The 24,526-nt window shown below is 70.0% G+C and carries 24 protein-coding genes; 15 read left to right on the top strand and 9 right to left on the bottom strand.

What is annotated here, in order from left to right; all coding sequences use genetic code 11:
* Positions 1 to 27: 27 nt before the first annotated feature.
* From EKG36_RS05545 to thiD, 3 genes are all read right to left on the bottom strand, one after another.
* Entirely contained in the window at positions 28 to 600 is a 573-nt protein-coding gene (locus EKG36_RS05545) for a chalcone isomerase family protein (RefSeq protein ID WP_126481870.1), read from the bottom strand.
* 80 nt (positions 601 to 680) lie between these two features.
* Positions 681 to 1,526: a universal stress protein gene (locus EKG36_RS05540; RefSeq protein WP_126481868.1), complete on the bottom strand. Its 846-nt coding sequence runs from the start codon at positions 1,524 to 1,526 to the stop codon at positions 681 to 683.
* A 74-nt stretch (positions 1,527 to 1,600) separates the two neighbouring features.
* A complete protein-coding gene (gene thiD, locus EKG36_RS05535) occupies positions 1,601 to 2,422 on the bottom strand; it encodes a bifunctional hydroxymethylpyrimidine kinase/phosphomethylpyrimidine kinase (protein WP_126481866.1) in 822 nt (273 codons plus the stop codon).
* Positions 2,423 to 2,485: 63 nt separating this feature from the next.
* Between thiD and EKG36_RS05530 the strand changes: the two genes are divergently transcribed.
* The 14 genes from EKG36_RS05530 to nuoN all read left to right on the top strand — a co-directional run bounded on the left by EKG36_RS05530 (position 2,486) and on the right by nuoN (position 17,927).
* Positions 2,486 to 2,920 (top strand): YqaA family protein, encoded by a 435-nt coding sequence (locus tag EKG36_RS05530; RefSeq protein ID WP_126481864.1) that lies wholly within the window; start codon positions 2,486 to 2,488, stop codon positions 2,918 to 2,920.
* Between the two features lie 145 nt (positions 2,921 to 3,065).
* Positions 3,066 to 3,488: an NADH-quinone oxidoreductase subunit A gene (gene ndhC, locus EKG36_RS05525; RefSeq protein ID WP_126481862.1), complete on the top strand. Its 423-nt coding sequence runs from the start codon at positions 3,066 to 3,068 to the stop codon at positions 3,486 to 3,488.
* 57 nt (positions 3,489 to 3,545) lie between these two features.
* Complete coding sequence (locus EKG36_RS05520) at positions 3,546 to 4,226, top strand: NADH-quinone oxidoreductase subunit B (RefSeq protein ID WP_126481860.1); 681 nt, start codon at positions 3,546 to 3,548, stop codon at positions 4,224 to 4,226.
* Between the two features lie 42 nt (positions 4,227 to 4,268).
* Positions 4,269 to 6,038: an NADH-quinone oxidoreductase subunit C/D gene (gene nuoC, locus EKG36_RS05515; RefSeq protein WP_126481858.1), complete on the top strand. Its 1,770-nt coding sequence runs from the start codon at positions 4,269 to 4,271 to the stop codon at positions 6,036 to 6,038.
* Positions 6,039 to 6,040: 2 nt separating this feature from the next.
* A complete protein-coding gene (nuoE, locus tag EKG36_RS05510; protein WP_126481856.1) occupies positions 6,041 to 6,565 on the top strand; it encodes an NADH-quinone oxidoreductase subunit NuoE in 525 nt (174 codons plus the stop codon).
* Positions 6,562 to 7,911 (top strand): NADH-ubiquinone oxidoreductase-F iron-sulfur binding region domain-containing protein, encoded by a 1,350-nt coding sequence (locus EKG36_RS05505; protein WP_126481855.1) that lies wholly within the window; start codon positions 6,562 to 6,564, stop codon positions 7,909 to 7,911. Before nuoE ends, EKG36_RS05505 begins: the two co-directional genes overlap by 4 nt.
* 2 nt (positions 7,912 to 7,913) lie before the next feature.
* Positions 7,914 to 10,649, top strand: a complete 2,736-nt coding sequence (nuoG, locus tag EKG36_RS05500) for an NADH-quinone oxidoreductase subunit NuoG (protein ID WP_126481853.1) — start codon at positions 7,914 to 7,916, stop codon at positions 10,647 to 10,649.
* Entirely contained in the window at positions 10,646 to 11,626 is a 981-nt protein-coding gene (gene nuoH, locus EKG36_RS05495; RefSeq protein ID WP_126481851.1) for an NADH-quinone oxidoreductase subunit NuoH, read from the top strand. The genes nuoG and nuoH overlap by 4 nt, the downstream gene beginning before the upstream one ends.
* Before the next feature lie 14 nt (positions 11,627 to 11,640).
* A complete protein-coding gene (gene nuoI / locus EKG36_RS05490) occupies positions 11,641 to 12,180 on the top strand; it encodes an NADH-quinone oxidoreductase subunit NuoI (protein ID WP_126481849.1) in 540 nt (179 codons plus the stop codon).
* A 26-nt stretch (positions 12,181 to 12,206) separates the two neighbouring features.
* Positions 12,207 to 12,740: an NADH-quinone oxidoreductase subunit J gene (nuoJ, locus tag EKG36_RS05485; protein ID WP_126481847.1), complete on the top strand. Its 534-nt coding sequence runs from the start codon at positions 12,207 to 12,209 to the stop codon at positions 12,738 to 12,740.
* Positions 12,737 to 13,045 (top strand): NADH-quinone oxidoreductase subunit NuoK, encoded by a 309-nt coding sequence (gene nuoK, locus EKG36_RS05480; protein ID WP_126481845.1) that lies wholly within the window; start codon positions 12,737 to 12,739, stop codon positions 13,043 to 13,045. The genes nuoJ and nuoK overlap by 4 nt, the downstream gene beginning before the upstream one ends.
* Before the next feature lie 11 nt (positions 13,046 to 13,056).
* Positions 13,057 to 14,907: an NADH-quinone oxidoreductase subunit L gene (gene nuoL / locus EKG36_RS05475; RefSeq protein WP_126481843.1), complete on the top strand. Its 1,851-nt coding sequence runs from the start codon at positions 13,057 to 13,059 to the stop codon at positions 14,905 to 14,907.
* 42 nt (positions 14,908 to 14,949) lie between these two features.
* Positions 14,950 to 16,488, top strand: coding sequence for an NADH-quinone oxidoreductase subunit M (nuoM, locus tag EKG36_RS05470; protein ID WP_126481841.1), 1,539 nt, complete (start codon positions 14,950 to 14,952; stop codon positions 16,486 to 16,488).
* A complete protein-coding gene (nuoN, locus tag EKG36_RS05465) occupies positions 16,485 to 17,927 on the top strand; it encodes an NADH-quinone oxidoreductase subunit NuoN (RefSeq protein ID WP_126481839.1) in 1,443 nt (480 codons plus the stop codon). The genes nuoM and nuoN overlap by 4 nt, the downstream gene beginning before the upstream one ends.
* A gap of 65 nt (positions 17,928 to 17,992) precedes the next feature.
* Here nuoN and EKG36_RS05460 read toward each other — a convergent pair whose 3' ends face one another.
* The 6 genes from EKG36_RS05460 to EKG36_RS05435 form a co-directional block, all read right to left on the bottom strand.
* On the bottom strand, positions 17,993 to 19,090 hold the full coding sequence (locus tag EKG36_RS05460; protein ID WP_126481837.1) for a TRAP transporter substrate-binding protein: 1,098 nt from the start codon (positions 19,088 to 19,090) through the stop codon (positions 17,993 to 17,995).
* A gap of 149 nt (positions 19,091 to 19,239) precedes the next feature.
* Positions 19,240 to 20,643: a TRAP transporter large permease gene (locus EKG36_RS05455; protein ID WP_126481835.1), complete on the bottom strand. Its 1,404-nt coding sequence runs from the start codon at positions 20,641 to 20,643 to the stop codon at positions 19,240 to 19,242.
* Positions 20,643 to 21,197 carry a TRAP transporter small permease subunit gene (locus tag EKG36_RS05450; RefSeq protein WP_126481833.1) on the bottom strand — a complete coding sequence of 185 codons (555 nt, stop codon included), beginning with the start codon at positions 21,195 to 21,197 and terminating at the stop codon, positions 20,643 to 20,645. Before EKG36_RS05450 ends, EKG36_RS05455 begins: the two co-directional genes overlap by 1 nt.
* Positions 21,198 to 21,324: 127 nt before the next feature.
* Positions 21,325 to 22,134: an endonuclease/exonuclease/phosphatase family protein gene (locus EKG36_RS05445; protein WP_126481831.1), complete on the bottom strand. Its 810-nt coding sequence runs from the start codon at positions 22,132 to 22,134 to the stop codon at positions 21,325 to 21,327.
* 1 nt (position 22,135) lies between these two features.
* Positions 22,136 to 22,768, bottom strand: coding sequence for a thiol:disulfide interchange protein DsbA/DsbL (locus EKG36_RS05440; RefSeq protein WP_126481829.1), 633 nt, complete (start codon positions 22,766 to 22,768; stop codon positions 22,136 to 22,138).
* A 160-nt stretch (positions 22,769 to 22,928) separates the two neighbouring features.
* The gene (locus EKG36_RS05435) at positions 22,929 to 23,549 is read right to left on the bottom strand and encodes a c-type cytochrome (protein WP_126481827.1); all 621 of its coding nucleotides are present in this window, start codon (positions 23,547 to 23,549) and stop codon (positions 22,929 to 22,931) included.
* Positions 23,550 to 23,791: 242 nt separating this feature from the next.
* Here EKG36_RS05435 and yihA point away from each other — a divergent pair, with 242 nt between their 5' ends.
* Positions 23,792 to 24,406 (top strand): ribosome biogenesis GTP-binding protein YihA/YsxC, encoded by a 615-nt coding sequence (gene yihA, locus EKG36_RS05430; RefSeq protein WP_126481825.1) that lies wholly within the window; start codon positions 23,792 to 23,794, stop codon positions 24,404 to 24,406.
* Positions 24,407 to 24,526: the final 120 nt, after the last annotated feature.

The following is a 24,526-nucleotide window of genomic DNA, read 5'->3' as shown; positions in this document are numbered from 1 at the left end:
AGTCCGGGAGCCTAGCATGACCGGAGTTCAGCGCCCCAGCAGGGCGTCGCGGAAAGCCTCGCCCAGCGGCGCCTCGCCGAGCCAGATGCCGAACAGCGCCTCGGCCAGCGCCGGCTCCGCCCGGGCGTAGAGAGTCTCGCCGTTCAGGGCCAGGCTCAGCGTCTCGCCGGTCCAGCTCAGGGCATAGCGATCCCCGGGGGTCACGTCGCGATAGTGGCGGTTGAAGGTCTCCAGTGCCGGGCGAAGCTCGCGGAAGGCGGCCTCGCCGAGCTGGTCGCGAAGGCTGTCGCGGGTGACCTCGGCGAAGTCGGCCGCCTCGATGGCATGGAAATAGGCGAGTTCCAGTCGCCGCGGCACCGGCGACTGGGGGGCGGGCCGCGGGTAGCCCTCGGCCTGGTAGTAGGCGCCGGCATAGGCGTCCCAGATCATGTAACGGAACAGGCCATGGCCGATCAGCCGGTAGCGCTGGCCCTGGGCCTCCAGGCTGCGGTCGAAGCGCACGCCCTTGACCTCCACGGCATTGGCCAGGGCGCACAGGGGAGCGGCGGCCAGCAGCAGGGCGATCAGCAGGCGAGGGAGCTCGGCTCGGGCGAACGTCATGGGACACCTCCACGTCGGGGAACGGTATCCTGTAAAGACACCGTCTTTATGTAGAGGTTCTGTATAGGTTCTGGCCGCTCCTACCAGGCACGGCAGAGCATGACGTCGCAGTGGGGTTCGGCCAGCAGGCGCTCGGTGATCTGGCTGTGGCGGCCGAGCTGGCCGCGACTGCCCAGGGCCAGCAGATCTGGCGGCTGGCGCCGCAGGTGAGTCATCAGCACGTCGAGGGGATCACCCTGCTCCAGCACCAGCTCCAGGTCGGGGACGTCGTCGAGCTCGCTCATCAGCTGCTCGGTCTCCTGCTCGAGGTGGCGGCGCAGCTGCTCCACCTCGCGATCCCGCCAGCGGGCGTAGTCGGTATCGGAACCGAGCTCGCGCTCGCCGGGGATGTTCCAGGCATGCAGCAGGGTCAGGCGGCCCTCGGGGAAACGCTTGAGGGTCTCGCGCAAGGTATGCCGGGAGGTCAGCGAGAAGTCCACCGGTACCAGGATGTCCTGCCATTCCTGGGTGGGCGGGTGGCTGACCGAGAGCACCGGGCAGGGCGCGCTGCGCAGCACCCGGGCCAGGGTGGTGCCGGTGACCAGGTCGGGCTGGCCGCGCTTGCGATGGGCGCCGAGGATGATCATGTCGGCCTCGCGCTCATGGGCCTCGCGGATGATCTCGGCATAGGGTTCGCCGGCCACCGTCTGGATCAGACTGGCCGGCTCGTCCAGGGCATAGTCCTCGCGGATGTCGGTCAGGGTGGCGGCGATGTCCGCCACCACCGCCTCCTCGAGGTCGTGCAGCACCCGCCGCGGCAGGTAGGGGTCGAGCACGTGGACGATGTCGAGGCGGGCACCGGTCTGGTTGGCCAGGCGGATGGCCCGGGCGAAGGCGGCGCGATTCTCGGCCGAGAGGTCGCAGGCAAACAGCAGGGTGCGGGACATGGCACAACCCTCAGGACGCCGGAGAGCACCTTGTCAGCATGGGCGGCCCCGTCGCGGCGCGCAAGGTGGACGAGCTACCACCAGGCGTGGAAGTGATGCACGGGTCCCCGGCCGTGGCCCACGGCCAGGCGCCGGCTAGCCTCGAGGGCGGCATGCAGCCAGCGCTTGGCCTCACCGATGGCCTCGTCGATGGCCTCGCCCGAGGCGTCCGGGGGCAGGTGGGCGAGGTGGGCGGCGATGGCCGAGGACAGCGCGCAGCCGGTACCGTGCAGGTTGTCGGTGGCGATGCGGGGCGCCGGCAGCCAGGCGCTGCCCGCGGGCGTGGCCAGCAGGTCCGGGCAGCTCTCGCCGCTCAGGTGGCCGCCCTTGAGCAGCACGTAGGGCGCCTTCAGCGCCTGCAGGGCGGGCAGCATCGCCTCCATGGCGTCCGGGGTGCGCGGGGCCTGTGTATCGAGCAGCACGGCGGCCTCGGGCAGGTTGGGGGTGATGACGTCGGCCAGCGGCACCAGGACGTCGCGCACGGCGGCGATGCCGGCGGCATCCACCAGGATGTCGCCGCTCTTGGCCACCATCACCGGGTCGAGCACGATCCAGCGTGGCCGATGCCGGCGCAGGGCCGCCGCGATCGTCTCGGCCACCTCGCGGTCGGCGACCATGCCGATCTTCACCGCATCGATGCGCACGTCCTCGAGCAGGTTGTCGAGCTGCTCGGCGATCACCGGGGCCGGGACCGGGTGCACCGCGGCCACGCCCCGGGTGTTCTGGGCGATCACCGCGGTGATGACATTGGTAGCATAGGTGCCCAGCGCCGACAGGGTCTTGAGATCGCCTTGCAGGCCGGCGCCGCCGGAAGGATCTGAGCCGGCGATGGTCAGGGTATGGGGAAGGGAGGACATCGGCTTGTCATCTTGTCGTCGAGATTCGGCGCTCAGCATACTGCAGCCGCCCGGGGTTCGGCCATGCTGAGCCTGTTCCTGGTGGCGCTGGCCAGCGCCACCCTGCTGCCCGGCGGTTCCGAGGTGTGGCTGGCCCGGCAGTGGTGCCAGGACCCGAGCTGGCCAGGGCTGTGGGCGGTGGCCACCGCCGGCAACAGCCTGGGCAGCCTGATCAACGTGGCCCTGGGACGCTATGCGCGCCACTTCCAGGCGCGACGCTGGTTCCCCGTCTCGCCGGGGAGGCTGGCGCGCGGCGAGCGCTGGTACCGTCGCTACGGCGAGTGGAGCCTGTTGCTGGCCTGGGCCCCGGTGATCGGCGATCCGCTGACCGTGCTGGCCGGGATCTTCCGTCTGGCCTGGTGGCGAGCGGCGGCACTGATCGTCGTCGCCAAGGGCGGTCGCTATGCCATCGTGCTGTGGCTCGCCGAGACCTGGCTGGCGCCGCTATGCCGAGCATGAGGCGCTTTCCGGCCTCGCGCAAAACCCCGAGCATCTTCTAGGCTTGTCGATACGGCGCGGCCACGCCGGGCGACGGCAGGCCGCGATGAGCGATCGGGGCCGGTGCGGAGTGACCGGCCAGGGATCCGGCGGCGAGGGGCCTGTCATGGAGCATGACGCCATAGCACTGGTTGCCGAGCACTGGGCCATCGGGCTCTTCGTGCTTGCCGTGGCTACCCTCTGTGCCCTGATGATGGGTCTCTCCAGCCTGCTCGGCGGCCGCAGCCGCGGCCCTAGCAAGACGCTCCCCTTCGAATCCGGCGTGACCGGCGTCGGCAGTGCCCGTCACCGCTTCTCCGTCAAGTTCTACCTGGTCGCGATGCTGTTCGTGATCTTCGATATCGAGGCCGTCTTCCTGTTTGCCTGGGCCGTGTCGGTGCGCGAGGTGGGCTGGGCCGGCTTCTGGGCCGCGGCGCTGTTCATCGTCGTGCTGCTGGCCGGACTGCTCTACGACAGCCGGGTGGGAGTGCTGGACTGGGCGCCGAAGGGGCGGGGCCGCTCCGCCCCGGCGCGCCGGCCCGACGCCTGATCCGTTCCATGATGTCGCCATGACCCGGCCAGGCGGCCGGGCCGAGGGAGGTGCCCGATGCAGTACACGTTGACGCGCGCCGAGGCAGACGAGCCGCCTGACGGCGCCCGTTATCCGCTGGGCGAGAGCCGCTCGACCCCGGATCCCCTGCGCGACCAGGTGCACCGCAGCGTCTTCACCGGCCGGCTCGAGGAGATCCTCCACTCGGCGGTCAACTGGGGGCGCAAGAACTCGCTGTGGCCCTACAACTTCGGCCTGTCCTGCTGCTACGTGGAGATGACCACGGCCTTCACCGCCCCCCACGACATCGCCCGCTTCGGGGCCGAGGTCATCCGCGCCTCGCCGCGGCAGGCCGACGTCATGGTCATCGCCGGGACCTGCTTCCTCAAGATGGCGCCGGTGATCCAGCAGCTCTACGACCAGATGCTCGAGCCCAAGTGGGTGATCTCGATGGGCTCCTGCGCCAATTCCGGCGGCATGTACGACATCTACTCGGTGGTTCAGGGGGTCGACAAGTTCCTGCCGGTGGACGTCTATGTGCCGGGCTGCCCGCCGCGCCCCGAGGCCTTCCTGCAGGGCCTGCTGCTGCTCCAGGAGGCGATCCAGCAGGAGCGGCGCCCGCTGTCCTGGGTGGTCGGCGACCAGGGGGTCTACCGGGCCGAGATGCCCTCCCAGCGCGAGCGCTGGCGGGAGCAGCGCATCCAGGCCACCGAGCTGCGCTCGCCGGACGGCGTCTGAGCCGCCTGCCACCCCATCACCGAGACGGGAGGATCCACCGCCATGCGCGTCGCGTCGCCATCGAGTCGCAGCGAGGCCGACCCCGGCGTCGAGACCCTCATGCAGCGCTTCGGCGACCGCGTGTGGGTCGAGCCGGACAACCAGACCGGCATGCCGGTGCTGTGGCTGGACCGGGGCGGCCTCCTCGAGGCCCTGGCGGCGCTGCGCGACCTGCCCGCGTCCTTCGCCATGCTCTTCGACCTTTCGGCGGTGGACGAGCGCCTGCGCGACCATCGCGAGGGCCTGCCGGCGGCGGACTTCACGGTCTTCTACCAGCTGCTGTCAGTGGCGAGTAACCGCGATGTGATGCTCAAGGTGCCGCTGGACGGTGCCGACCTCGAGGTGCCCAGCTGTGTCGAGGTGTTCCCCAACGCGGCCTGGTACGAGCGTGAGGTATGGGACATGTTCGGCATCCGCTTTACCGGGCACCCGCACCTGACGCGGCTGCTGATGCCGCCGACCTGGCAGGGCCACCCGCTGCGCAAGGACCACGCGGCTCGCGCCACCGAGTTCGATCCCTACACCCTGACCGTGGCGGGCCAGCGGCGCGAGCAGGAGGCCCTGCGCTTCGACCCCGAGGCCTGGGGCATGCGCCGCCAGCGCGAGGACACCGAGTTCATGTTCCTCAACCTCGGCCCCAACCACCCCTCGGCCCACGGGGCCTTTCGCATCATCCTGCAGCTCGACGGCGAGGAGATCGTCGACTGCGTGCCGGACATCGGCTACCACCATCGCGGCGCCGAGAAGATGGCCGAGCGCCAGACCTGGCACAGCTTCATCCCCTACACCGACCGCATCGACTACACCGGCGGGGTGATGAACAACCTGCCCTACGTGCTCGCGGTGGAGAAGCTGGCCGGCATCGAGGTGCCGGCGCGGGTGGCGACCATCCGCGTGATGATGGCCGAGCTGTTCCGCATCTCGAGCCACCTGCTGTTCCTGGGGACCTATCTCCAGGACCTGGGGGCCATGTCGCCGGTGTTCTATACCTTCACCGATCGCCAGAAGGCCTACGAGGTCATCGAGGCGATCACCGGCTTTCGCATGCACCCGGCCTGGTACCGCATCGGTGGCGTCGCCCAGGACCTGCCGCGGGGCTGGGACACCCTGATGCAGGGCTTCGTCGACTGGATGCCGAAGCGGCTCCGGGAATACGAGCGGGCGATGATGGACAACGCCATCGTCCGCGAGCGCACCCGCGACGTGGCCGCCTTCGACAGCGCGGAGGCCCTGGCCTGGGGCGTGACTGGTCCCAACCTGCGAGCCACCGGCCTGGACTTCGACCTGCGCAAGCGCCGCCCCTATTCCGGGTATGAGCAGTTCGACTTCGAGGTGCCCCTGGGCAGCCGCGGCGACGCCTTCGATCGCGGCTGGCTGCGCATCGAGGAGATGCGCCAGAGCCTGCGCATCCTCCAGCAGTGTATCGACCACATGCCCGCCGGCGACTACAAGGCCGACCACCCGTTGACCACGCCGCCGCCCCGGGAGCGCATGCTGCAGCACATCGAGACCCTGATCACTCACTTCCTGCAGGTCTCCTGGGGGCCGGTGCTGCCCCCCGGCGAGTCGCTGGCGATGGTCGAGGCCACCAAGGGCATCAATGGCTACTACCTGACCAGCGACGGCAGCACCACCAGCTACCGGACCCGGATCCGCACGCCCAGCTTCCCGCACCTGCAGCAGATCCCGGCACTGATGCGCGGCGGCTTCGTGCCGGACCTGATCGCCCACCTGGGCAGCATCGACTTCGTGATGGCCGACGTGGACCGCTGATCATGCCCGAGACCCCGACACCCCCGCCCCGTGCCCCCATCGCCTCCGACGGCGGCGGTTTCGCGCTCGACACCGCGGACCGTCAGGCCATGCGCCGCGAGCGCGACCACTACGAGCAGCCCCAGGCGGCCTGCATCGAGGCGCTGAAGATCGTCCAGCGCCGCCATGGCTGGGTGCCCGACGGCGCCATCCCGGCGATTGCCGAGGCGCTGGGCATCGGCGTCGCCGAGGTGGAAGGCGTGGCGACCTTCTACAGCCTGATCTTCCGCCGACCGGTGGGCCGCCACGTGATCCTGGTCTGTGACAGCAGCTCCTGCTTCCTCTGCGGCGTCGAGGCGCTGCGCGCCGCCTTGGAGGCGCGGCTGGCGATCGGCCTGGGCGAGACCACCGTGGACGGCCGCTTCACGCTGCTGCCGGTGTGCTGCCTGGGCGCCTGCGACGGCGCGCCGGCGCTGATGATCGATGACGACACCTACGGTCCGGTGTCCCCCGACGACCTGGCGAGCCTGCTGGAGGCCTATCCATGAGCCCCATCCCCCGCTACCACAGCCGCCTGCGCCAGACGCCCGCCGAGCGCCGTGCCGAGTCCCATCCGCTGACCTGGCGGCTGCGCGAGGATGGCCGGCGGGTCACGCTCGACGACTACCTCGCCGGGGATGGCTACGCCGCGGTGCGCGAGGTGCTCGGCGAGGGGACGCCGGAGACGGTAATCGCCACCATGAAGGCGGCCAACGTGCGCGGCCGGGGCGGGGCCGGCTTCTCCGCCGGTACCAAGTGGAGCCTGACCCTGACCGGTGACGACCTGCCCCGGGGCTACCTGGTGTGCAACGCCGACGAGATGGAGCCCGGGACCTTCAAGGATCGCGTGCTGATGGAGCAGCTGCCCCACCTGCTCATCGAGGGCATGATCCTCGGCGGCTTCGCCAACCGCTCGCGGCAGGGCTACATCTTCCTGCGCGGCGAGTACCGCGAGGCCGCCCGGGCCCTCGCTCGGGCCCTCGAGGAGGCCCGCGACGCCGACTGGCTGGGCCCGGATATCGCCGGCAGCGGGTTCGACTTCGACATCGCCCTGCACACCGGCGCCGGTCGCTACATCTGCGGCGAGGAGACGGCGCTGATCAGCTCCCTGGAAGGGCATCGCGCCAACCCCCGGGCCAAGCCGCCCTTTCCCGGGCAGTCCGGGGCCTGGGGCAAGCCCACCGTGGTCAACAACGTCGAGACACTGTGCAATGTCCCGGGCGTGATGCGGCATGGCGCCGACTGGTATCAGGCGCTGTCCGGGTCGCTCAGCGAGGACGGCGGCACCAAGCTGTACGGGGTCTCGGGCCGGGTCGCCCGGCCGGGACTCTGGGAGCTGCCCATGGGCACGCCCGCCGGCGAGCTGCTGGAGCGCGCCGGCGGGTTGAGCGACGGGCGCCGCCTCAAGGCCTGGTTGCCCGGGGGCGCCAGCACCGGCTTCCTGCTGCCGGAGCACCTCTCGCTGGCGCTGGACTTCGATACCATCGGTGATGCCGGCAGCCGCCTGGGCACCGGCCTGTTGACGGTGGTACCCGACGACCAGCCCATGGTGCCGCTGTTGCGCAACCTCGAGGCCTTCTTCGCCCGGGAATCCTGCGGCTGGTGCACGCCCTGTCGCGATGGCCTGCCCTGGACGGTGAGGCTGCTGGCGGCCCTGGAGCGTGGCGAGGGCGAGCCGGGCGATGTCACGCTGCTCGAGGACCTGGCCCGGGATCTCGGTCCCGGTCGCACCTTCTGTGCCCATGCCCCGGGGGCGGCGATGCCGCTGGCGAGCGCCCTGGCTCACTTCCGCGACGAGTTCACGGCCGGCATCGCGCCGTCCCGTACCCCGCGCGCCGTCGGCGAGGAGGGCTGAGCATGGCGACGATCCACGTGGACGGCATCGCCTACCGGGTCGACGGCGATGACAACCTGCTCGCCGCCTGCCTGTCGCTCGGCCTCGACCTGCCCTACTTCTGCTGGCATCCGGCGCTGGGCAGCGTGGGCGCCTGTCGCCAGTGCGCGGTCAAGCAATACCGCGATGCCGACGACGACCGTGGCAGCCTAGTGATGGCCTGCATGACCCCCGCCGCCGACGGGACGCGGCTGTCGATCGACGACGCCGAGGCCCGGGCCTTTCGGCGCGGCGTCATCGAGTGGCTGATGCTCAACCACCCCCACGACTGCCCGGTGTGCGAGGAGGGCGGGCATTGCCACCTGCAGGACATGACGGTGATGACCGGCCATGCCCGGCGACGCTACCGCTTCACCAAGCGCACCCACCGCAACCAGGATCTGGGGCCCTTCCTCGGTCACGAGATGAACCGCTGCATCACCTGTTACCGTTGCGTGCGCTTCTATCGCGACCATGCCGGCGGTGAGGACCTGGGCGCCTTCGGCGCCGGTGACAACATCTACTTCGGGCGCCACCGGGATGGCCCGCTGGAGAGCCCCTTCGCCGGCAACCTCAGCGAGGTGTGTCCCACCGGCGTCTTCACCGACCGCCCGCCGGGCGATCACTACACCCGCAAGTGGGACCTGCAGTTCGCCCCCAGCATCTGCCACCAGTGCGCGGTGGGCTGCAACATCAGCCCCGGCGAGCGCTACGGCGAGCTGCGCCGGGTGGAGAACCGCTACCACGGCGAGATCAACCGCTTCTTCCTCTGCGATCGCGGGCGTTACGGCTACGGCTACGTCAATCGCGACGACCGCCCGCGGCTGCCCGAGTGGCGCGAGTCCCCCGGGGCCGCGGCGGTGACCCTGGAGGTCGATGCCGCCCTGGACCGGGCGGGCGACCGGCTGCGCAGTGCCCGGCGGGTGATCGGCATCGGCTCCCCCCGGGCCAGCCTGGAGAGCAACCACCGGCTGCGCGAGCTGGTCGGGGGGGAGCACTTCTCGCTCGGCGTCACCGCTGCCGAGCAGGCCTGCCTGGCGACCATGGAACGGCTTCAGCGGGAGGGTGGGCTGGCCACCCCGAGCCTGCGCGAGGTCGAGGCCCATGACGCGGTGCTGGTGCTCGGCGAGGCCCCCCTGGCGAGCGCCGCCCGGCTGGGCCTCGCGCTGCGCCAGGCGGTGCTCGGCCGTCGCGAGGCGCTGGCCGCGGAGCGCGGCATTCCGGCCTGGAACGCCGAGGCGGTCAAGACCCTGGCCCAGGACCGGCGCCATCCGCTGTTCATCGCCTACCCGGCGGCAACCGGCCTGGATGGCCTTGCCGAGGCCAGCTGGCGCCTGGCCCCGGACGACATCGCCCGGCTGGGTGCCGCCGTGGCCCAGGCCCTGGACCCCGCGGCGCCCGAGGTGGCGAGCCTCGACCCGGCCCTGGCGGCCGCCGCCCGGCGCATCGCCGCGGCCCTGCTGGCCGCCGAGCGGCCGCTGGTGGTCAGCGGCGATGCCCTGGGCTCGACGGCGGTTCTCGAGGCGGCCGGCAACGTCGCCCGGGCCCTGGCCCGGCGGGCCCGCCCGGGCGGCCTCAGCCTGATCCGCGCCGAGGCCAACAGCACCGGGGTGGCGATGCTCGGCGGCCGGCCGCTGGAATGGGCCCTCGGCGAGATCGAGGCAGGCCGCGCCGACGCCCTGGTGGTGCTCGAGAACGACCTGCATGCCCGGCTGCCCGGCGAGCGACTCGAGCGCGCCCTGGAGGCGCTGGCCACCCTGGTGGTGCTGGACCACCAGCGCACCGCCGTCTGGTCCCGGGCCGGGCTCGGCTTGCCGGCGGCGAGCTTCGCCGAGGGCGACGGCACCCTGGTCAGCCTGGAGGGCCGCGCCCAGCGCTTCTTCCAGGTGTTCGAGCCGGGCGTGCTGCGTCCCGAGAGCCGTATCCGCGAGAGCTGGCGCTGGCTGCATGCCCTGCAGGGGACGGTACAGCGTCGCCGGGTCGGGGAGACCCGGCTCGACGACGAGACTCGCCACTGTGCCCGCCAGCATCCGGCCCTGTCGGCCATCGTCGAGGCCGCGGACCACGCCGACCACCGTGTCCAGGGGCTGCGCCAGGCCCGCGAGCCGCACCGCTACAGCGGCCGCACCGCGCTGCGGGCCCACCTGGCGGTCAGCGAGCCACGCCCGCCGCAGGACCCGGACTCGCCCTTTGCCTTTTCCATGGAGGGCTATGCCGGCGCCGGGCGACCCCAGCAGGAGAACGCCTTCGCCTGGGCCCCGGGCTGGAACTCCCCCCAGGCCTGGAACAAGTTCACCGACGAGGTCGGGGGCCATCTGCGCGCCGGCGATCCCGGGCGGCGCCTGCTGGGCCCCGTGCCCGGGGACTACGCCTATGCCAGGGCGGTCCCGGAGGGCTTCGTCCGGCGTGACGCCGAGTGGCAGCTGGTGGTGCTGCCGCGGCTGTTCGGCGGCGAGGAGACCTCGCGACGGGCGCCGATGATCGCCGCCCGGGCGGCGGCCCCGACGCTGCAGCTGGGGGGGGACGAGGCTGCGCGGCTGGGGCTTGCCGAAGGCGACCGGCTGACCCTGCTCACCCCGGCCGGCCGGCTGACTCTGCCGCTGTCCTGCTCGGCCGGCCTGGCGCCCGGCCTGGTGGGCGTGCCGGCGGGACTGGTGCCGGGCCTCGCCACCGGCCAGTGGGGCCGGCTCGAGCCGGCCGGCGAGCGGAGGCGCCCATGACTCTGTTCACTCCCGAGGTCGTCGCGGTGCTCGTCGCCATGCTCCAGGCCCTGGTGATCCTGCTCGGGGCGGTGCTGCTGGGGGCGGTGCTCACGGTGGTCGAGCGGCGCCTGCTGGGGCTGTGGCAGGACCGCTACGGGCCCAACCGGGTGGGGCCGGCCGGTTCGCTGCAGCTGGTCGCCGACATGCTCAAGATCTTCTTCAAGGAGGACTGGATCCCGCCCTTCGCCGACCGCGGCCTGTTCGTGATGGCACCGGCCATCGCCATGGCGTCGCTGCTGCTGTCGTTCCTGATCATCCCCTTCACTCCCGACTGGGGGGTGGCGGACTGGCATATCGGCCTGCTGTTCTTCCTCGCCATGGCCGGCATCAACGTCTATGCGGTGCTGCTCGGCGGCTGGTCGAGCGGCAACAAGTATGCGCTGATCGGCGCCATGCGGGCCTCGGCGCAGACGCTGTCCTACGAGGTGTTCATGGGCCTGGCGCTGATGGGCGTGGTGGCCATGGCCGGCTCCTTCAACCTGCGCGAGATCGTCGCGGCCCAGCAGGGGCTGTGGTTCATCCTGCCGCAGTTCTTCGGCTTCGTGACCTTCCTGGTCGCCGGCATCGCGGTGACCCACCGCCATCCCTTCGACCAGCCCGAGGCCGAGCAGGAACTGGCCGACGGCTACCACATCGAGTACGCCAGCATGAAGTTCGGGATGTTCTTCATCGGCGAGTACATCGGCATCGTGCTGGTCTCGGCGCTGATCGTGACGCTCTTCCTGGGCGGCTGGCTGGGCCCCTGGCTGCCCCCCTGGCTGTGGTTTGCGCTCAAGACGCTGGTGCTGGTGACGCTGTTCATCCTGTTGCGCGCGGCCCTGCCGCGGCCGCGCTACGACGGCGTGATGGGCTTCGGCTGGAAGGTCTGCCTGCCGCTGACCCTGGTCAACCTGCTGGTGACCGGAGCGGCGATCCTGCTCGCCGCCCCGTCCTGAGAGGAGGAAAGACGATGCTGATGTGGCTGATCAAGGGCACCGGATCGCAGCTCAGGACGCTGTACATGATCTTCATGCACGGCTTCCGCCGGCGCGAGACGGTCAACTATCCGGACGAGGAGGTCTACCTGCCCCCCCGCTACCGGGGGCGCATCGTGCTGACCCGGGACCCGGACGGCGAGGAGCGCTGCGTGGCCTGCAACCTCTGTGCGGTGGCCTGCCCGGTGGACTGCATCGCCCTGCAGAAGGGCGAGAAGGACGACGGCCGCTGGTATCCCGAGACCTTCCGCATCAACTTCTCCCGCTGCATCTATTGCGGGATGTGCGAGGAGGCGTGCCCGACCTCGGCCATTCAGCTGACCCCCGACTTCGAGATGAGCGAGTACCGAAGGCAGGAGCTGGTCTACGAGAAGGCCGACCTGCTGATCGACGGTCCCGGTAAGGATCACGACTACCATTTCTACAAGGTGGCGGGCCTGGCGATCGCCGGGAAGGACAAGGGCCAGGCCAGCGACGAGAGGGACCCGGTGGACGTCAGGACCCTGCTGCCCTGAGCCACCATTCGCCACGGGAGACTGCCATGGAAACTGCCTTCTACCTGAGTGGTCTGGTCGCCATCCTGGCGACGCTGCGCGTCATCACCCACACCAACCCGGTACATGCCCTGCTGTATCTGATCGTCTCGCTGATCAGTGTGGCGATGGTGTTCTTCGCCCTCGGCGCCCCCTTCGCCGGGGCCCTGGAGATCATCGTCTATGCCGGCGCGATCATGGTGCTGTTCGTCTTCGTGGTGATGATGCTCAACCTCGGCGGTGCCGCCGTTGCCCAGGAGCGGACCTGGCTGCGGCCGTCGACCTGGCTGGGGCCGGCGCTGCTGGCCCTGCTGCTGCTGGGCGTGCTTGCCTTCGACCTGTGGCGAAGCGACGGCGGGCGAACCATCGCGGGGGAGCTGCTGACCGCCAAGGCGGTGGGCATGACGCTGTTCGGCCCCTGGCTGATCGCCGTGGAACTGGCGGCGCTGCTGCTGCTGGCGGCCCTGGTCACCGCCTCCCATGTGGGCCGCCTGGCGAGCCGTGCCGGCGCCGGCACCACGCCGGGGGAGGAACGCTCATGAGCGGCATCCCCATGGCGCACGGTCTGGCGCTGGCGGCGATCCTGTTCGCTCTGGGGCTGGCGGGGCTGATGATGCGGCGCAATATGCTGTTCGTGTTGATGAGCCTCGAGATCATGCTGAATGCCGCCGGGCTGGCGTTCATCGTCGCCGGCACCGCCTGGGGACAGCCCGAGGGCCAGGCCATGTTCCTGCTGGTGATCACCCTGGCGGCGGCCGAGGCCAGCGTGGGCCTGGCCTTGCTGATCCAGCTCCAGCACCGCTTCCGCACGCTGGATGTCGATGCGGCCAACCGGATGCGCGGCTGATGGAGGTCCCGATGGCGCTGCTGCCCCTGACCTTCCTGTTGCCCCTGGCCGGCACCCTGGTGCTGTCGCTGTGGCGCCGCGGCCCCGGCGAGCGGGCCTGTGCCCTGGTCGGGGTGACCAGCGTGGGGCTGGCGGCCCTGGTCACCGCCGGGCTGGCCGTGCGCTTTGTCGAGGACGGGGCCGCCGGCCTGACCCTGTGGACCTGGATCGCCGTCGACGACTTCCGCCCGACCATCGGCCTGTGGCTGGACGGCCTCTCGCTGACCCTGCTCGGCGTCATCACCGGCGTGGGCTTTCTGATCCACCTGTTCGCCGCCTGGTACCTGAGCGGCGAGGGCGGCAGCCGGCGCTTCTATGCCTACATGAACCTGTTCGTGGCCAGCATGGTGCTGCTGGTGCTGGGCGACAACCTGCTGCTGCTGTTCCTCGGCTGGGAGGGAGTGGGGCTGTGCAGCTACCTGCTGATCGGCCACTACTACCGGACCGCCGCCAACGGCTGGGCGGCCTTCAAGGCCTTCATCGTCACCCGTATCGGCGACGTCTTCCTGGCCCTCGGCCTGTTCCTGCTGTTTCGCGAGCTGGGCACCCTGGACATCGCCGCGCTCACGGACCGGGCCGCCGAGGCCTGGACGCGCGGCGACCCCATGGCCTCGCTGGCGGCGCTGCTGGTGCTGGGCGGGGCGCTCGGCAAGTCGGCTCAGCTGCCGCTGCATACCTGGCTGGCCGATGCCATGGCCGGTCCCACGCCGGTGTCGGCACTGATTCATGCGGCGACCATGGTCACCGCCGGCGTCTACCTGATCGCCCGGCTGCATGGCCTCTTCGTGCTGGCCCCGGCGGTGCTCTTGCTGGTCGGCGTGATCGGCGGCCTGACGCTGCTGATGGCGGGCTTCGCCGCCCTGGCCCAGACCGACATCAAGCGGGTGCTGGCCTACTCGACCATGAGCCAGATCGGCTACATGTTCCTCGCCCTGGGCGTGGGCGCCTTCGAGGCGGCGATCTTCCACCTGATGACCCACGCCTTCTTCAAGGCACTGCTGTTTCTCTCCGCCGGGGCGGTCATCGTCAACTGCCACCACGAGCAGGACATGCGCCGGCTCGGCGGGCTGTGGCGGCGCCTGCCGCTGCCCTACGCCGGCTTCCTGATCGGCGGGGCGGCCCTGGCCGCGCTGCCGCTGGTCAGTGCCGGCTTCTACAGCAAGGACGAGATCCTCTGGCAGGCCCTGGCCGCGGGACGCGGTGGCCTGCTGCTGGCCGGCCTGCTGGGGGCCCTGCTGACCTCCCTGTATACCCTGCGGCTGATCGTGCTCACCTTCCACGGCGAGGCGAGAAGCGATGCCGCCCGCCAGGCCCGGCCAGGGCGGGGGCTCGTGCATGGCCTGCCCCTGGGGGTGCTGGCGGTGCTCTCGACGGCCGTCGGCGCCGGGATCACCCCGCCCCTGGCGGGCCTGTTCCCGGCGAGCCCCGGAGCGGACGCCCATGGCGGCCACGGCCTGCTGGAGGCGGTCGCCGCGGCGACCGCACTGGCGGGGCTCGCCCTGGGGGCCTGGCTGTGGGGCTGGCGCCGGGCCTGGCTCGGGCGTGTCGTCGCCCGGGGCTGGGGCGCCCGGCTGTGGCACTGGTGGCACGAGGCCTGGGGCTTCGATGTGCTCTTCGAGGCGCTGCTGGCACGGCCCTATCGTGGGCTGGTGCGCCGGCTGCACGGCGATGCCATCGACGCCGGCTGGCAGCGACTCGCCGGTCAGGCCTGGTGGATGCACCACGGCCTGTCACGGACCCAGAACGGTCGGCTGCGCCGCTATGCCACTGCCATGGTGGTCGGCGCTACCCTGGTCCTGCTGGGACTGACCTTCGGCGACTGAGGAGAGTGACGTGATGCCATCACGCGAGGAACGAGCGTGCCCATGACCCTGGTCTGGCTGATCCTGATTCCCTTCCTTGGCGGCCTGTTGTGCTGGCAGGCCGAGCGCGTCAACGAGGTGGCGCCCCGCTGGCTGGCGCTGGCGGCCATGGCGCTCGAGCTGGCGATCACCCTGGCGCTGTGGTGGGGCGGCGACTACCGCCTGCCGCAGGTCGAGGCCGGCCCGGCCTGGGGGCTGGAGTGGCGGGTCCCCTGGATCCCGCGCTTCGGCATCGAGGTGCACCTGGCGCTGGACGGCCTGTCGCTGGTGCTGATCGCCCTGACCAGCCTGCTCGGGCTGCTGGCGGTGCTGTGCTCCTGGCGGGAGATCGTCGGCCGGGTGGGCTTCTTCCACCTCAACCTGCTGTGGATCCTCGGCGGGGTGGTCGGCGTCTTCCTGGCCATCGACCTCTTCCTGTTCTTCTTCTTCTGGGAAATGATGCTGGTGCCGATGTACTTCCTGATCGCCCTGTGGGGACACAGCGGTGCGCCGGGGAGGACCCGCATCCGGGCGGCGGTCAAGTTCTTCATCTATACCCAGGCCAGCGGCCTGCTGATGCTGGTGGCCATCCTCGGGCTGGTCTTCGCCCAGCATGCCCATAGCGGCGAGTACTCCTTCAGCTATGCGGTGCTGCGCGAGACGCCACTCTCCGACGGCCTGGCGATGTGGCTGATGCTGGGCTTCTTCGTCGCCTTCGCGGTCAAGCTGCCGGTGGTGCCCCTGCACGGCTGGCTGCCCGATGCCCACGCCCAGGCCCCCACCGCCGGCAGCGTCGACCTGGCGGGGATCCTGCTCAAGACCGCGGCCTACGGCATGCTGCGCTTCGCCCTGCCGCTGTTTCCCGAGGCCTCCCAGGCCTTCGCCCCGGTGGCCATGGGGCTGGGACTGGTCGGGGTGGTCTACGGCGCGCTGCTGGCCTGTGGCCAGCAGGACATCAAGCGCCTGATCGCCTATACCAGCATCGCCCACATGGGCTTCGTGCTGATCGGCATCTATGCCGGCACCCAGCTGGCCCTGCAGGGCGTGGTGGTGATGATGGTGGCCCATGCCTTCTCGGCGGCCGGGCTGTTCATCCTCAGCGGCCAGCTCTACGAGCGGCTGCACACCCGCGACATGCGCGAGATGGGGGGGCTGTGGGGACGCCTGGGCAGCCTGCCGGCCTTCACCCTGTGCTTCGCCGTGGCCTCGCTGGGCATGCCGGGCACGGCCAACTTCGTAGGCGAGTTCATGATCCTGTTCGGCAGCTTCCCGGTGGCGCCCGGCGTGGTGGTGGTCGCCAGCGCGGGCCTGGTGCTGGCCGCCATCTATTCCCTGCTGCTGATGCAGCGGGTGCACTTCGGCGCTCCCCGGGGCGAGGGCGACTGGGCCGATCTCGACCGGCGCGAGTACGCCATGATGCTCGGCCTGGTGGCCCTGGTGCTGTTGTTCGGCCTCTACCCCCAGCCGTTGCTGGATACCACCGGGGACGCCATGGGTGCGGTCCAGCGGTTGTTCGCGGCCAGCGCCACGTTGCCGGCCCTGGCCGGGGAGGTGAGTCCATGACCCCGGCCGCGCTGCTGGCCCTGTCGCCCCTGGCCATCGTCGCCGCGACCATCCTCGGGGTACTGCTGGGTATCGCCTGGCGGCGCCAACATGCCGCGACGGCCGTGGTCACCGGGGTCGGCCTCGGCCTGGCGCTGTCGGTGTTGCCGCTGGCCTGGCGGATGGCGCCGCTGGCCACCCCGCTGCTGGTGGTCGACGGCCTGGCGCTGTTCGCGATGGCCCTGATTCTGGTCGCGGCGCTGGCCTGCACCACCCTGGGCCATGCCTACCTGGAGCACTACCGCGGGGCACGCGAGGAGTTCTACCTGCTGCTGCTGAGCGCCGCCGCGGGCGCCATGGTCCTTGCCATGAGCCGCCACCTGGCATCGCTGTTCCTGGGCCTCGAGCTGCTGTCGATGCCGCTCTACGGGATGCTGGCCTATGCCTACCACGAGCGCCGCTCGCTGGAGGCCGGGATCAAGTACCTGCTGCTCTCCGCGGCGGCCTCGGCCTTCCTGCTGTTCGGCATGGCGCTGCTGTATGCCCAGACGGGGCAGCTGGACCTGGCCGCCCTGACGGCGGGCCTCGCCGGCCGGCCGGGGGGCTGGGGGCTGGCCGGGGCCGGTCTGATGCTGGTGGGGCTGGGCTTCAAACTGTCGGTGGTGCCCTTCCACCTGTGGACGCCGGACGTCTACGAGGGGGGGCCGGGCCCCGCCGCGACCTTCCTGGCCACGGCGAGCAAGGTGGCGGTCTTCGTGGTGGTCCTGCGCCTGGTGACGACCGCCCCGGCCTTCCAGGCCGAGGCCATGGGCGCCATCCTGGCGGCGCTGGCCCTGGCCAGCATGCTGGTGGGCAACCTGCTGGCCCTGCGCCAGGCCAACCTCAAGCGCCTGCTGGGCTACTCGTCGATCGCCCATTTCGGCTACCTGATGCTGGTGCTGGTCGTCGCCGGCGACCTGGCCGTGGAGAGTGGCGGTGTCTACCTGGTCACCTACCTGGTCACCACGCTCAGCGCCTTCGGCGTGGTCACTCTGCTGTCGAGCCCCCACGGCGGCGAGGATGCTGCCGCCCTGCACCACTACCGGGGCCTGTTCTGGCGCCATCCCTACCTGGCCGGTGTGCTGACCGTGAGCCTGCTGTCGCTGGCCGGGATCCCCTTCACCGCCGGCTTCATCGGCAAGTTCTACCTGCTGGCCCTGGGCGTCGAGGCCCAGCGCTGGTGGCTGGTGGCCGGCATCGTGCTGGGCAGTGCCATCGGGCTCTACTACTACCTGCGGGTGATGGTCACCCTCTACCTGGTGGAGCCGGGCATGCGTCGCCGCGACGTCGCCGTGGACTGGGGCGGCCGGGCCGGGGGCGTGGTGGTGGCAGGGTTGGCCCTGGTGACCATCCTGCTGGGCGTCTACCCGGCGCCGATGATCGCCTGGGTGCGCGAGCTCAGTGTGCTGGCCGGCGGCTGAGGCGCGTCGGCGCGAGGGGGTGCCCCCGCGGGCCCGTCACAGGGGGCCGCGGGGGCACTCGGCGATCACTCGCCGCTGGTGGGGGCGCCCTCGGGGTTGCGGGCGTTGTAGTAGGCCTGCTCGGAGATGGCGTGGTAGTTCACGACCTTGTCCTGGAAGGCACGGTAGGAGTCGTAGATCTTCTGGGCCATCTCGCTGGACTCGGCGAGCTCGGCGACCACGTCTGCGGAGTGCTCCTTGGCCTGGGCCAGGACGTCGTCCGGGAGGCGACGCAGCTCCACGTCGTGCTCGTTGATCAGGGTCTCGAGGGCGTCGTTGTTGCGTGCGGTGTACTCGTCGAGCACGTCGGCATTCACGTCACGCACCGCGGTGCGCAGGATCGCCTGCAGGTCCGCCGGCAGCGAGGCCATGGCCTCCTCGTTGACGATGGCCTCGAACATCACCGTCGGCTCGTGCCAGCCGGGGTAGTAGTAGTAGTCCGCCGCCTGGTGCAGGCCGAAGGCCAGGTCGTTGTAGGGGCCGATCCACTCGGTGGCGTCGATGGCGCCGGACTGCAGGGAGGTGAAGATCTCGCCGCCCGGCATATTGACGATCGCCACGCCCATGCGGCTCATGACCTCGCCGCCGAGCCCCGGCATGCGCATCTTCAGGCCTTCCAGGTCGTCGACGGAGTTGATTTCCTTGTTGTACCAGCCGCCCATCTGCACGCCGGAGGCCCCGGCGGCCATGACGTCCACCCCGAAGTCGTCGTACAGCTCGTTCCACAGCTCCAGGCCGCCGCCGTAGTGCAGCCAGGCGTTCATCTCCTGGGCGTTCATGCCGAAGGGCACGGCGGCGAAGAACTGCGCCGCCGGTGCCTTGCCCTTCCAGTAGTAGGACGCGGAATGCCCCATCTCGGCGGTGCCCTCGGCAACGGCGTCGAAGACCTCGAAGCCGGGCACCAGCTGGCCGGCACCGAATACCTCGATGGTCAGGCGACCATCGGACATCTCGTCGACCAGTTTGGCCAGCCGCTCGGGCCCCTGGCCCACGCCGGGGAAGTTCTTCGGCCAGGAGGTCACCATCTTCCACTCGTAGGTGTCCTGGGCCTGGGCGGTTCCCGCGGCCAGCATCAGGCCGGCGGCGGCGCCGCTGATGGCCATGGCGAGTGCTTTCGGTTGCATGCGATTCCCTCTCGTTGTGTGCCTTGTTGGGAAGTGGCCCGCGTCGGACCGGTCGGCAGGGGAGGGCATCCGCCCTCCCGGTGAAACCTGTGTCGAGTCACTATAGACGGCCGCTGCCGGTCTCCCGGGCGGCCGATTCCACGCTCACGTCAGAACTGGTCCGGCAGCCAGGTGGCCAGCCCCGGGAACCAGGACAGGGCCAGCAGCATGCCGAGCTGCAGCACGATGAAGGGGATGACCCCGCGGTAGATCGACGAGGTGGGTACCGAGTCCGGCGCCACGCCGCGCAGGTAGAACAGCGCGAAGCCGAAGGGCGGCGTGAGGAAGGAGGTCTGCAGGTTGATGGCGATCATGATGCCGAGCCAGACGGGATCCAGGCCCATGGCCAGCAGGATCGGCCCGACGATGGGCACCACCACGAAGGTGATCTCGATGAAGTCGAGGATGAAGCCGAGCAGGAAGATCACCAGCATCACCACCAGGGTCGCGCCGATCACCCCGCCGGGCATGCTCTCGAAGACCGCGGTCACCAGGTGCTCGCCGCCATAGGCGCGGAACACCAGCGAGAACAGCGCGGCGCCGATCAGGATCAGGAACACCATGGTGGTGACGTTGACGGTGGAGCGCAGCACTTCCTTGAGGGTGGCGACGTCCAGGCGGCGATAGGCCAGGGCCAGCACCAGGGCGCCGAAGGCCCCCACGGCCGACGCCTCGGTGGGCGTGGCGAAGCCGCCGAGGATCGAACCCAGCACTACCACGATCAGCACGATGGGCGGGACCAGCCCCTTGAGCAGCAGCAGGCCGAGACCACCCTGGTGACCGAGCTCCTCCATCAGGTCGCGGCGATCGACGGCGGGCGCGGCGCTGGGCTTGAGCCAGGCGATAACGGCGACATAGGCGATGTAGAACACCACCAGCAGCAGGCCGGGCACCAGGGCGCCCATGAACAGATCGCCCACCGACACCGTCTTGGGGCTGAAGATGCCCATGGACAGCTGGGCCTGCTGGTAGGCCGAGGACAACACGTCCCCCAGCAGCACCAGGGCGATGGACGGCGGGATGATCTGGCCCAGGGTGCCGGTGGCGCAGATGGTGCCGGTGGCCAGGGGCATGCTGTAGCCGCGCTTGAGCATGGTCGGCAGCGACATCAGGCCCATGGTCACCACGGTGGCGCCGACGATGCCGGTGGAGGCGGCGAGCAGCATGCCGACCAGGGTCACCGAGATGCCGAGCCCCCCGCGCAGCGAGCCGAACAGCAGGGCCATGGCCTCGAGCAGGGTCTCGGCCACCCGCGACTTCTCCAGCAGTACGCCCATCAGCACGAACAGTGGCACCGCCAGCAGCGTCTGATTGGTCATGATGCCGTAGAGGCGGTTGGGGAAGGCCGACAGGAAACCGGCATCGAAGTTGGCGTCGATGCCCAGTGCCTCCAGGCCCGTGCCCAGGCCGGCGAAGGCCAGGGCGGTGCCGGCCAGGGACAGGGCGACGGGATAGCCGAACATCAGGACGGTGCAGATCACGGCGAACAGCACCAGGGGCATGAACTCCATCATTACAGGTGCTCCTCGTGGTGTTCTTCTTCCTTGGGGGCGATGCGGCCGGTCATGATGAGCACGTTGCGCCAGGCCTCGACCAGGCCCTGGAGGATCATCAGGGCGGCGAACAGCGGGATCAGGGTCTTGAGCAGGAAGACGCCGGGAATGCCGCCGGAGTCCGGCGAGCCCTCGAAGATGCGCCAGGACTTGCTGACGTAGCCGAGGCTGACGAGGATCACGAAGATCATCACCGGCATCAGCAGGAAGAGGTGACCCAGCAGGTCGACCAGGGCCTTGCGCTTTGCCGGCATGGCCCGATAGAAGATGTCCACCCGCACGTGGCCATCGTGGCGCAGGGTATAGGCCGCGGCCAGCATGAACACCGTGGCGTGCATGTACATCACCGATTCCTGCATGGGGATGCTGTTGACGCTGAAGGCGTAGCGCAGCACCACGATCAGGAACTGGACCAGCATCATCAGCAGGACCAGCCAGGAAAGGCTCCTGCCGAGCCATTCGGACAAGCGGTCGAGCCGTGCCAGGGCACTGGGAAGCTCGCGGGAATCAGGCATGGGGCGTCTCGCTAGGGGGTTCCATGGTCAGCATAGGAAATCGTGACCCCGCGGTGCCGGCGGGGCCCCCTGCAGACTATACGGGAATCGTTCATCGTCTGTTACAACGATGGGGGCGACATTGGTCTTACCTCTTGGCCAGGGTGGCGTGACAGGCCTCGGGCAGGGTGACGTCGATGGCCACGGGCAGGTGGTCGGAGAAGAGGTGCTCCAGCACCTCGACCCGGTGGGCCTCCAGGGAATCCGAGAGCAGAATATGGTCCAGGGCCCGGCGAGGCTGCCAGGAGGGGTAGCTCAGCGGCGGGCGCACCGGGTGCAGCGGCAGCGAGTCGCGAAACCGCGAGTGGGCATGGAGCTGGTCCGGGGTACAGTTGAGGTCGCCCATCACCACCACGTGGCGCAGGGGGGCGATGATCTCGCTGAGGTAGTCGAGCTGGCGCACCCGGCCCCGATGGCTGAGCGCCAGGTGGGCGACGAACAGGTGCAGGGCGTCGGGGCCCTCGCCGAAGCGGGCGTGGATGGCGCCACGGCCGGGCAGGGTGCCGGGCAGGCTATGCTCCTCGACCCGGGAGGGGGGCAGGCGCGACAGCAGCCCGTTGCTGTGCTGGGCGAGCTGGCCCAGGTTGCGGTTGAGCTGCTGGTAATGATGCGGAAAGCCGGCGCGATGGGCCAGATACTCCACCTGGTTGACCCGCCCGGAGCGGAAACTGCCGCCGTCGACCTCCTGGAGGCCGACGATGTCGAAGCGCCCCAGCACCTCGCTCATCATGTCGAGGCGCTTGAGGCGTCGCGGATGGGGCAGCAGGTGCTGCCAGCTGCGGGTCAGGTAGTGATGGTAGGCCGATGTCTGGATGCCCACCTGCAGGTTGAAGGTGAGCAGTTTCAGCAGGCCGCGTTCGCGCAGCGGCCATCTGGCATCGGCCAGCGTCGAAGTCATGTCAGTCCTTCCGTTCCTCGCGCACCTTGTCCACCAGGGCGCCGGCCACCTGCGGCATGTTGTCGAGGCTGCCGGCGGTGCTCGGGGTCACCACATAGCGGCCATCGACGATCAGCGCCGGCACCCCCATCAGGCCCATGTTGCGCATGCGGGCGTGGGCCTGGTTGACCTGGGACTTGACGCCGAAGGCGGTCAGCGCCTCGCTGGCCTCCTCCTCGCTGACGCCATAGTTGCTGAAGAAGGCGGCGATATCCTCGACCTCGGTCAGGCGCCGGCCTTGCTCATGATAGGCGTCGAAGAAGTCGTCATGCAGGTCTTCCTGGATGCCCAGCTCCTTGGCGGCATAGAAGGCCGTGGCGTGCTTGTTCCAGGCGCCGCCCATGGTGGCCGGCAGGCGCTGGAAGACCACGTCCTCGGGGAGCTCCGCGACCCAGGCATTGAGGGGCTCTTCCAGGTTGTAGCAATGGGGGCAGCCATACCAGAAGGCCTCGGTGACCTCGATCTTGCCCTCCTCGACTAGGGTCTTCACCGGCTCGTCGAGGGTAGTGTAGTGCTCGCCCTCCACCAGGTTGGCCGCGGAGGCGAGGGTGGACAGGCCCAGGCCTGCCAGGGCGACGATCAGGGACTTGAACATGAGGGGCTCTCCTTGAGTGTGTCATGATCCAGGGGGGCGCCGTGGGCACGGCATCGCCGAGTTGGAGTGTGGCCAGCCGTCCGGGTTCCCGGAGACGCCGAGGGCGGCCCAGGGCCGCCCTCGTCGAATACCGGTGATGCCGAAGCCATGCGGGACGCGTTCAGTGCAGCCCGCGCACGTAGTTGGCCACGGCTTCCATGTCACGGTCGCTCATCTTGGCGGCGATGTCGCGCATGATGGCGTTGGGGTCGTTGGCCCGCTCGCCGGCAGCGAAGGCCTGCAGGGTGGCGACCACGTAATCGTTCTTCTGGCCGGACAGCGCGGGATACACGGCGCTGCCGATCCCCGCGCCGGTCGGGCTGTGGCAGGCGGCACAGGCCGGCAGTCCCTTGGCCAGGTCGCCGGCCCGGTACAGTTCGCGGCCATGCTCGACCAGGGCGGGCTCCGGGTCTGCCTGACCCAGGGCCGGGTCCTTCTCGGCGAAGTAGGTGGCCACGTCCCAGGCATCCTGGTCGGAGAAGTTGTCCACCTGGCCGGCCATCTGCGGCACGTTACGGTTGCCGTCGCGGATGTCCATGATCTGCTTGGCGAGATAGGAGGCTTGCTGGCCGGCCAGGTTGGGGAAGGCGCCGGACGGACTGATGCCTTCCTGACCGTGACAGGCGGCGCAGGCCTGTGCCTTCTCGCGGCCGGCGGCGGCATCCGCGTCCGACTGGAGGTCCGCGTGGGCGGCGCCGACGGCGCTCATGGTGATTGCCAGGCTTGCCAGTAGCTTTCTCATCGCTAATCCACTATGCCGTTATGTTGTTGACCGGTACGTACCCTGGGTGCCGCCCGGGAGGTGCGGGCGAGCCTTGCTGCCGGAAGCTGTCGACGTAGCCTGGTCGGTCGCTGCCGGCGGGAGCACGGTGGTATACTTGCGCGCCCCGGGTCGCAGACAAAAGTCACTGCATTATAACGGAACACCTGTGCTGCGGGAATGCAAGCCGCGGTACCCTTGATCAACGTCAGGAAACTCCCGCCATGTCGCGACTCAACTACCAGGCCTCCCGCTTCCTCATCAGTGCGCCGACCCTGGCGAAATGCCCGTCCGATGGCGGCGCCGAAGTGGCCTTCGCCGGGCGCTCCAACGCCGGAAAGTCCAGCGCCATCAATGCCCTGACGCACCAGAAGGCGCTGGCCCGGACCTCCAAGACCCCCGGGCGCACCCAGCTGATCAATTTCTTCTCCCTGGGCGAGGACACCGCGCACCGGCTGGTCGACCTGCCGGGCTACGGCTACGCCAAGGTCCCCGAACAGGTCAAGCTCGAGTGGCAACGCCACCTGGCGGACTACCTGCAGCGGCGCACCTCCCTGCGCGGCCTCGTGCTGGTGATGGACGTGCGTCATCCGCTCTCCGAGTTCGACCAGACGATGCTGGGCTGGGCGGATGACCAGGATATGCCGGTGCACATCCTGCTGACCAAGGCCGACAAGCTGAAGGCCGGCGCCGCGAAGAATGCCCTGCACCAGGTGCGCTCGCGACTGCGCGAGTGGGAAGACCTGGTGAGCGTCCAGTTGTTCTCCGCCCTCAAGAAGCAGGGCATCGAGGAGGTGCATGCGCGCCTCGACGACTGGCTGTTCGCCGAACGCCAGTGACAACGGGCTGCGCTCGACCAGGCGGCGTTAACCGCCGCCTGGGAAGGCTCATTGACTGCCAGTCACCGCCGCTTGCCTAGCCTGGCCTTCGCGCGCCGCGTTTCCCCCCGCGTTTGGACG

The sequence above is a fragment of the Halomonas nitroreducens genome, from assembly GCF_003966155.1.
Taxonomy (GTDB): Bacteria; Pseudomonadota; Gammaproteobacteria; order Pseudomonadales; family Halomonadaceae; genus Halomonas; species Halomonas nitroreducens.
Note: the sequence above shows the minus strand (reverse complement) of the source record. Positions and strands in the feature narration are given on the sequence as shown.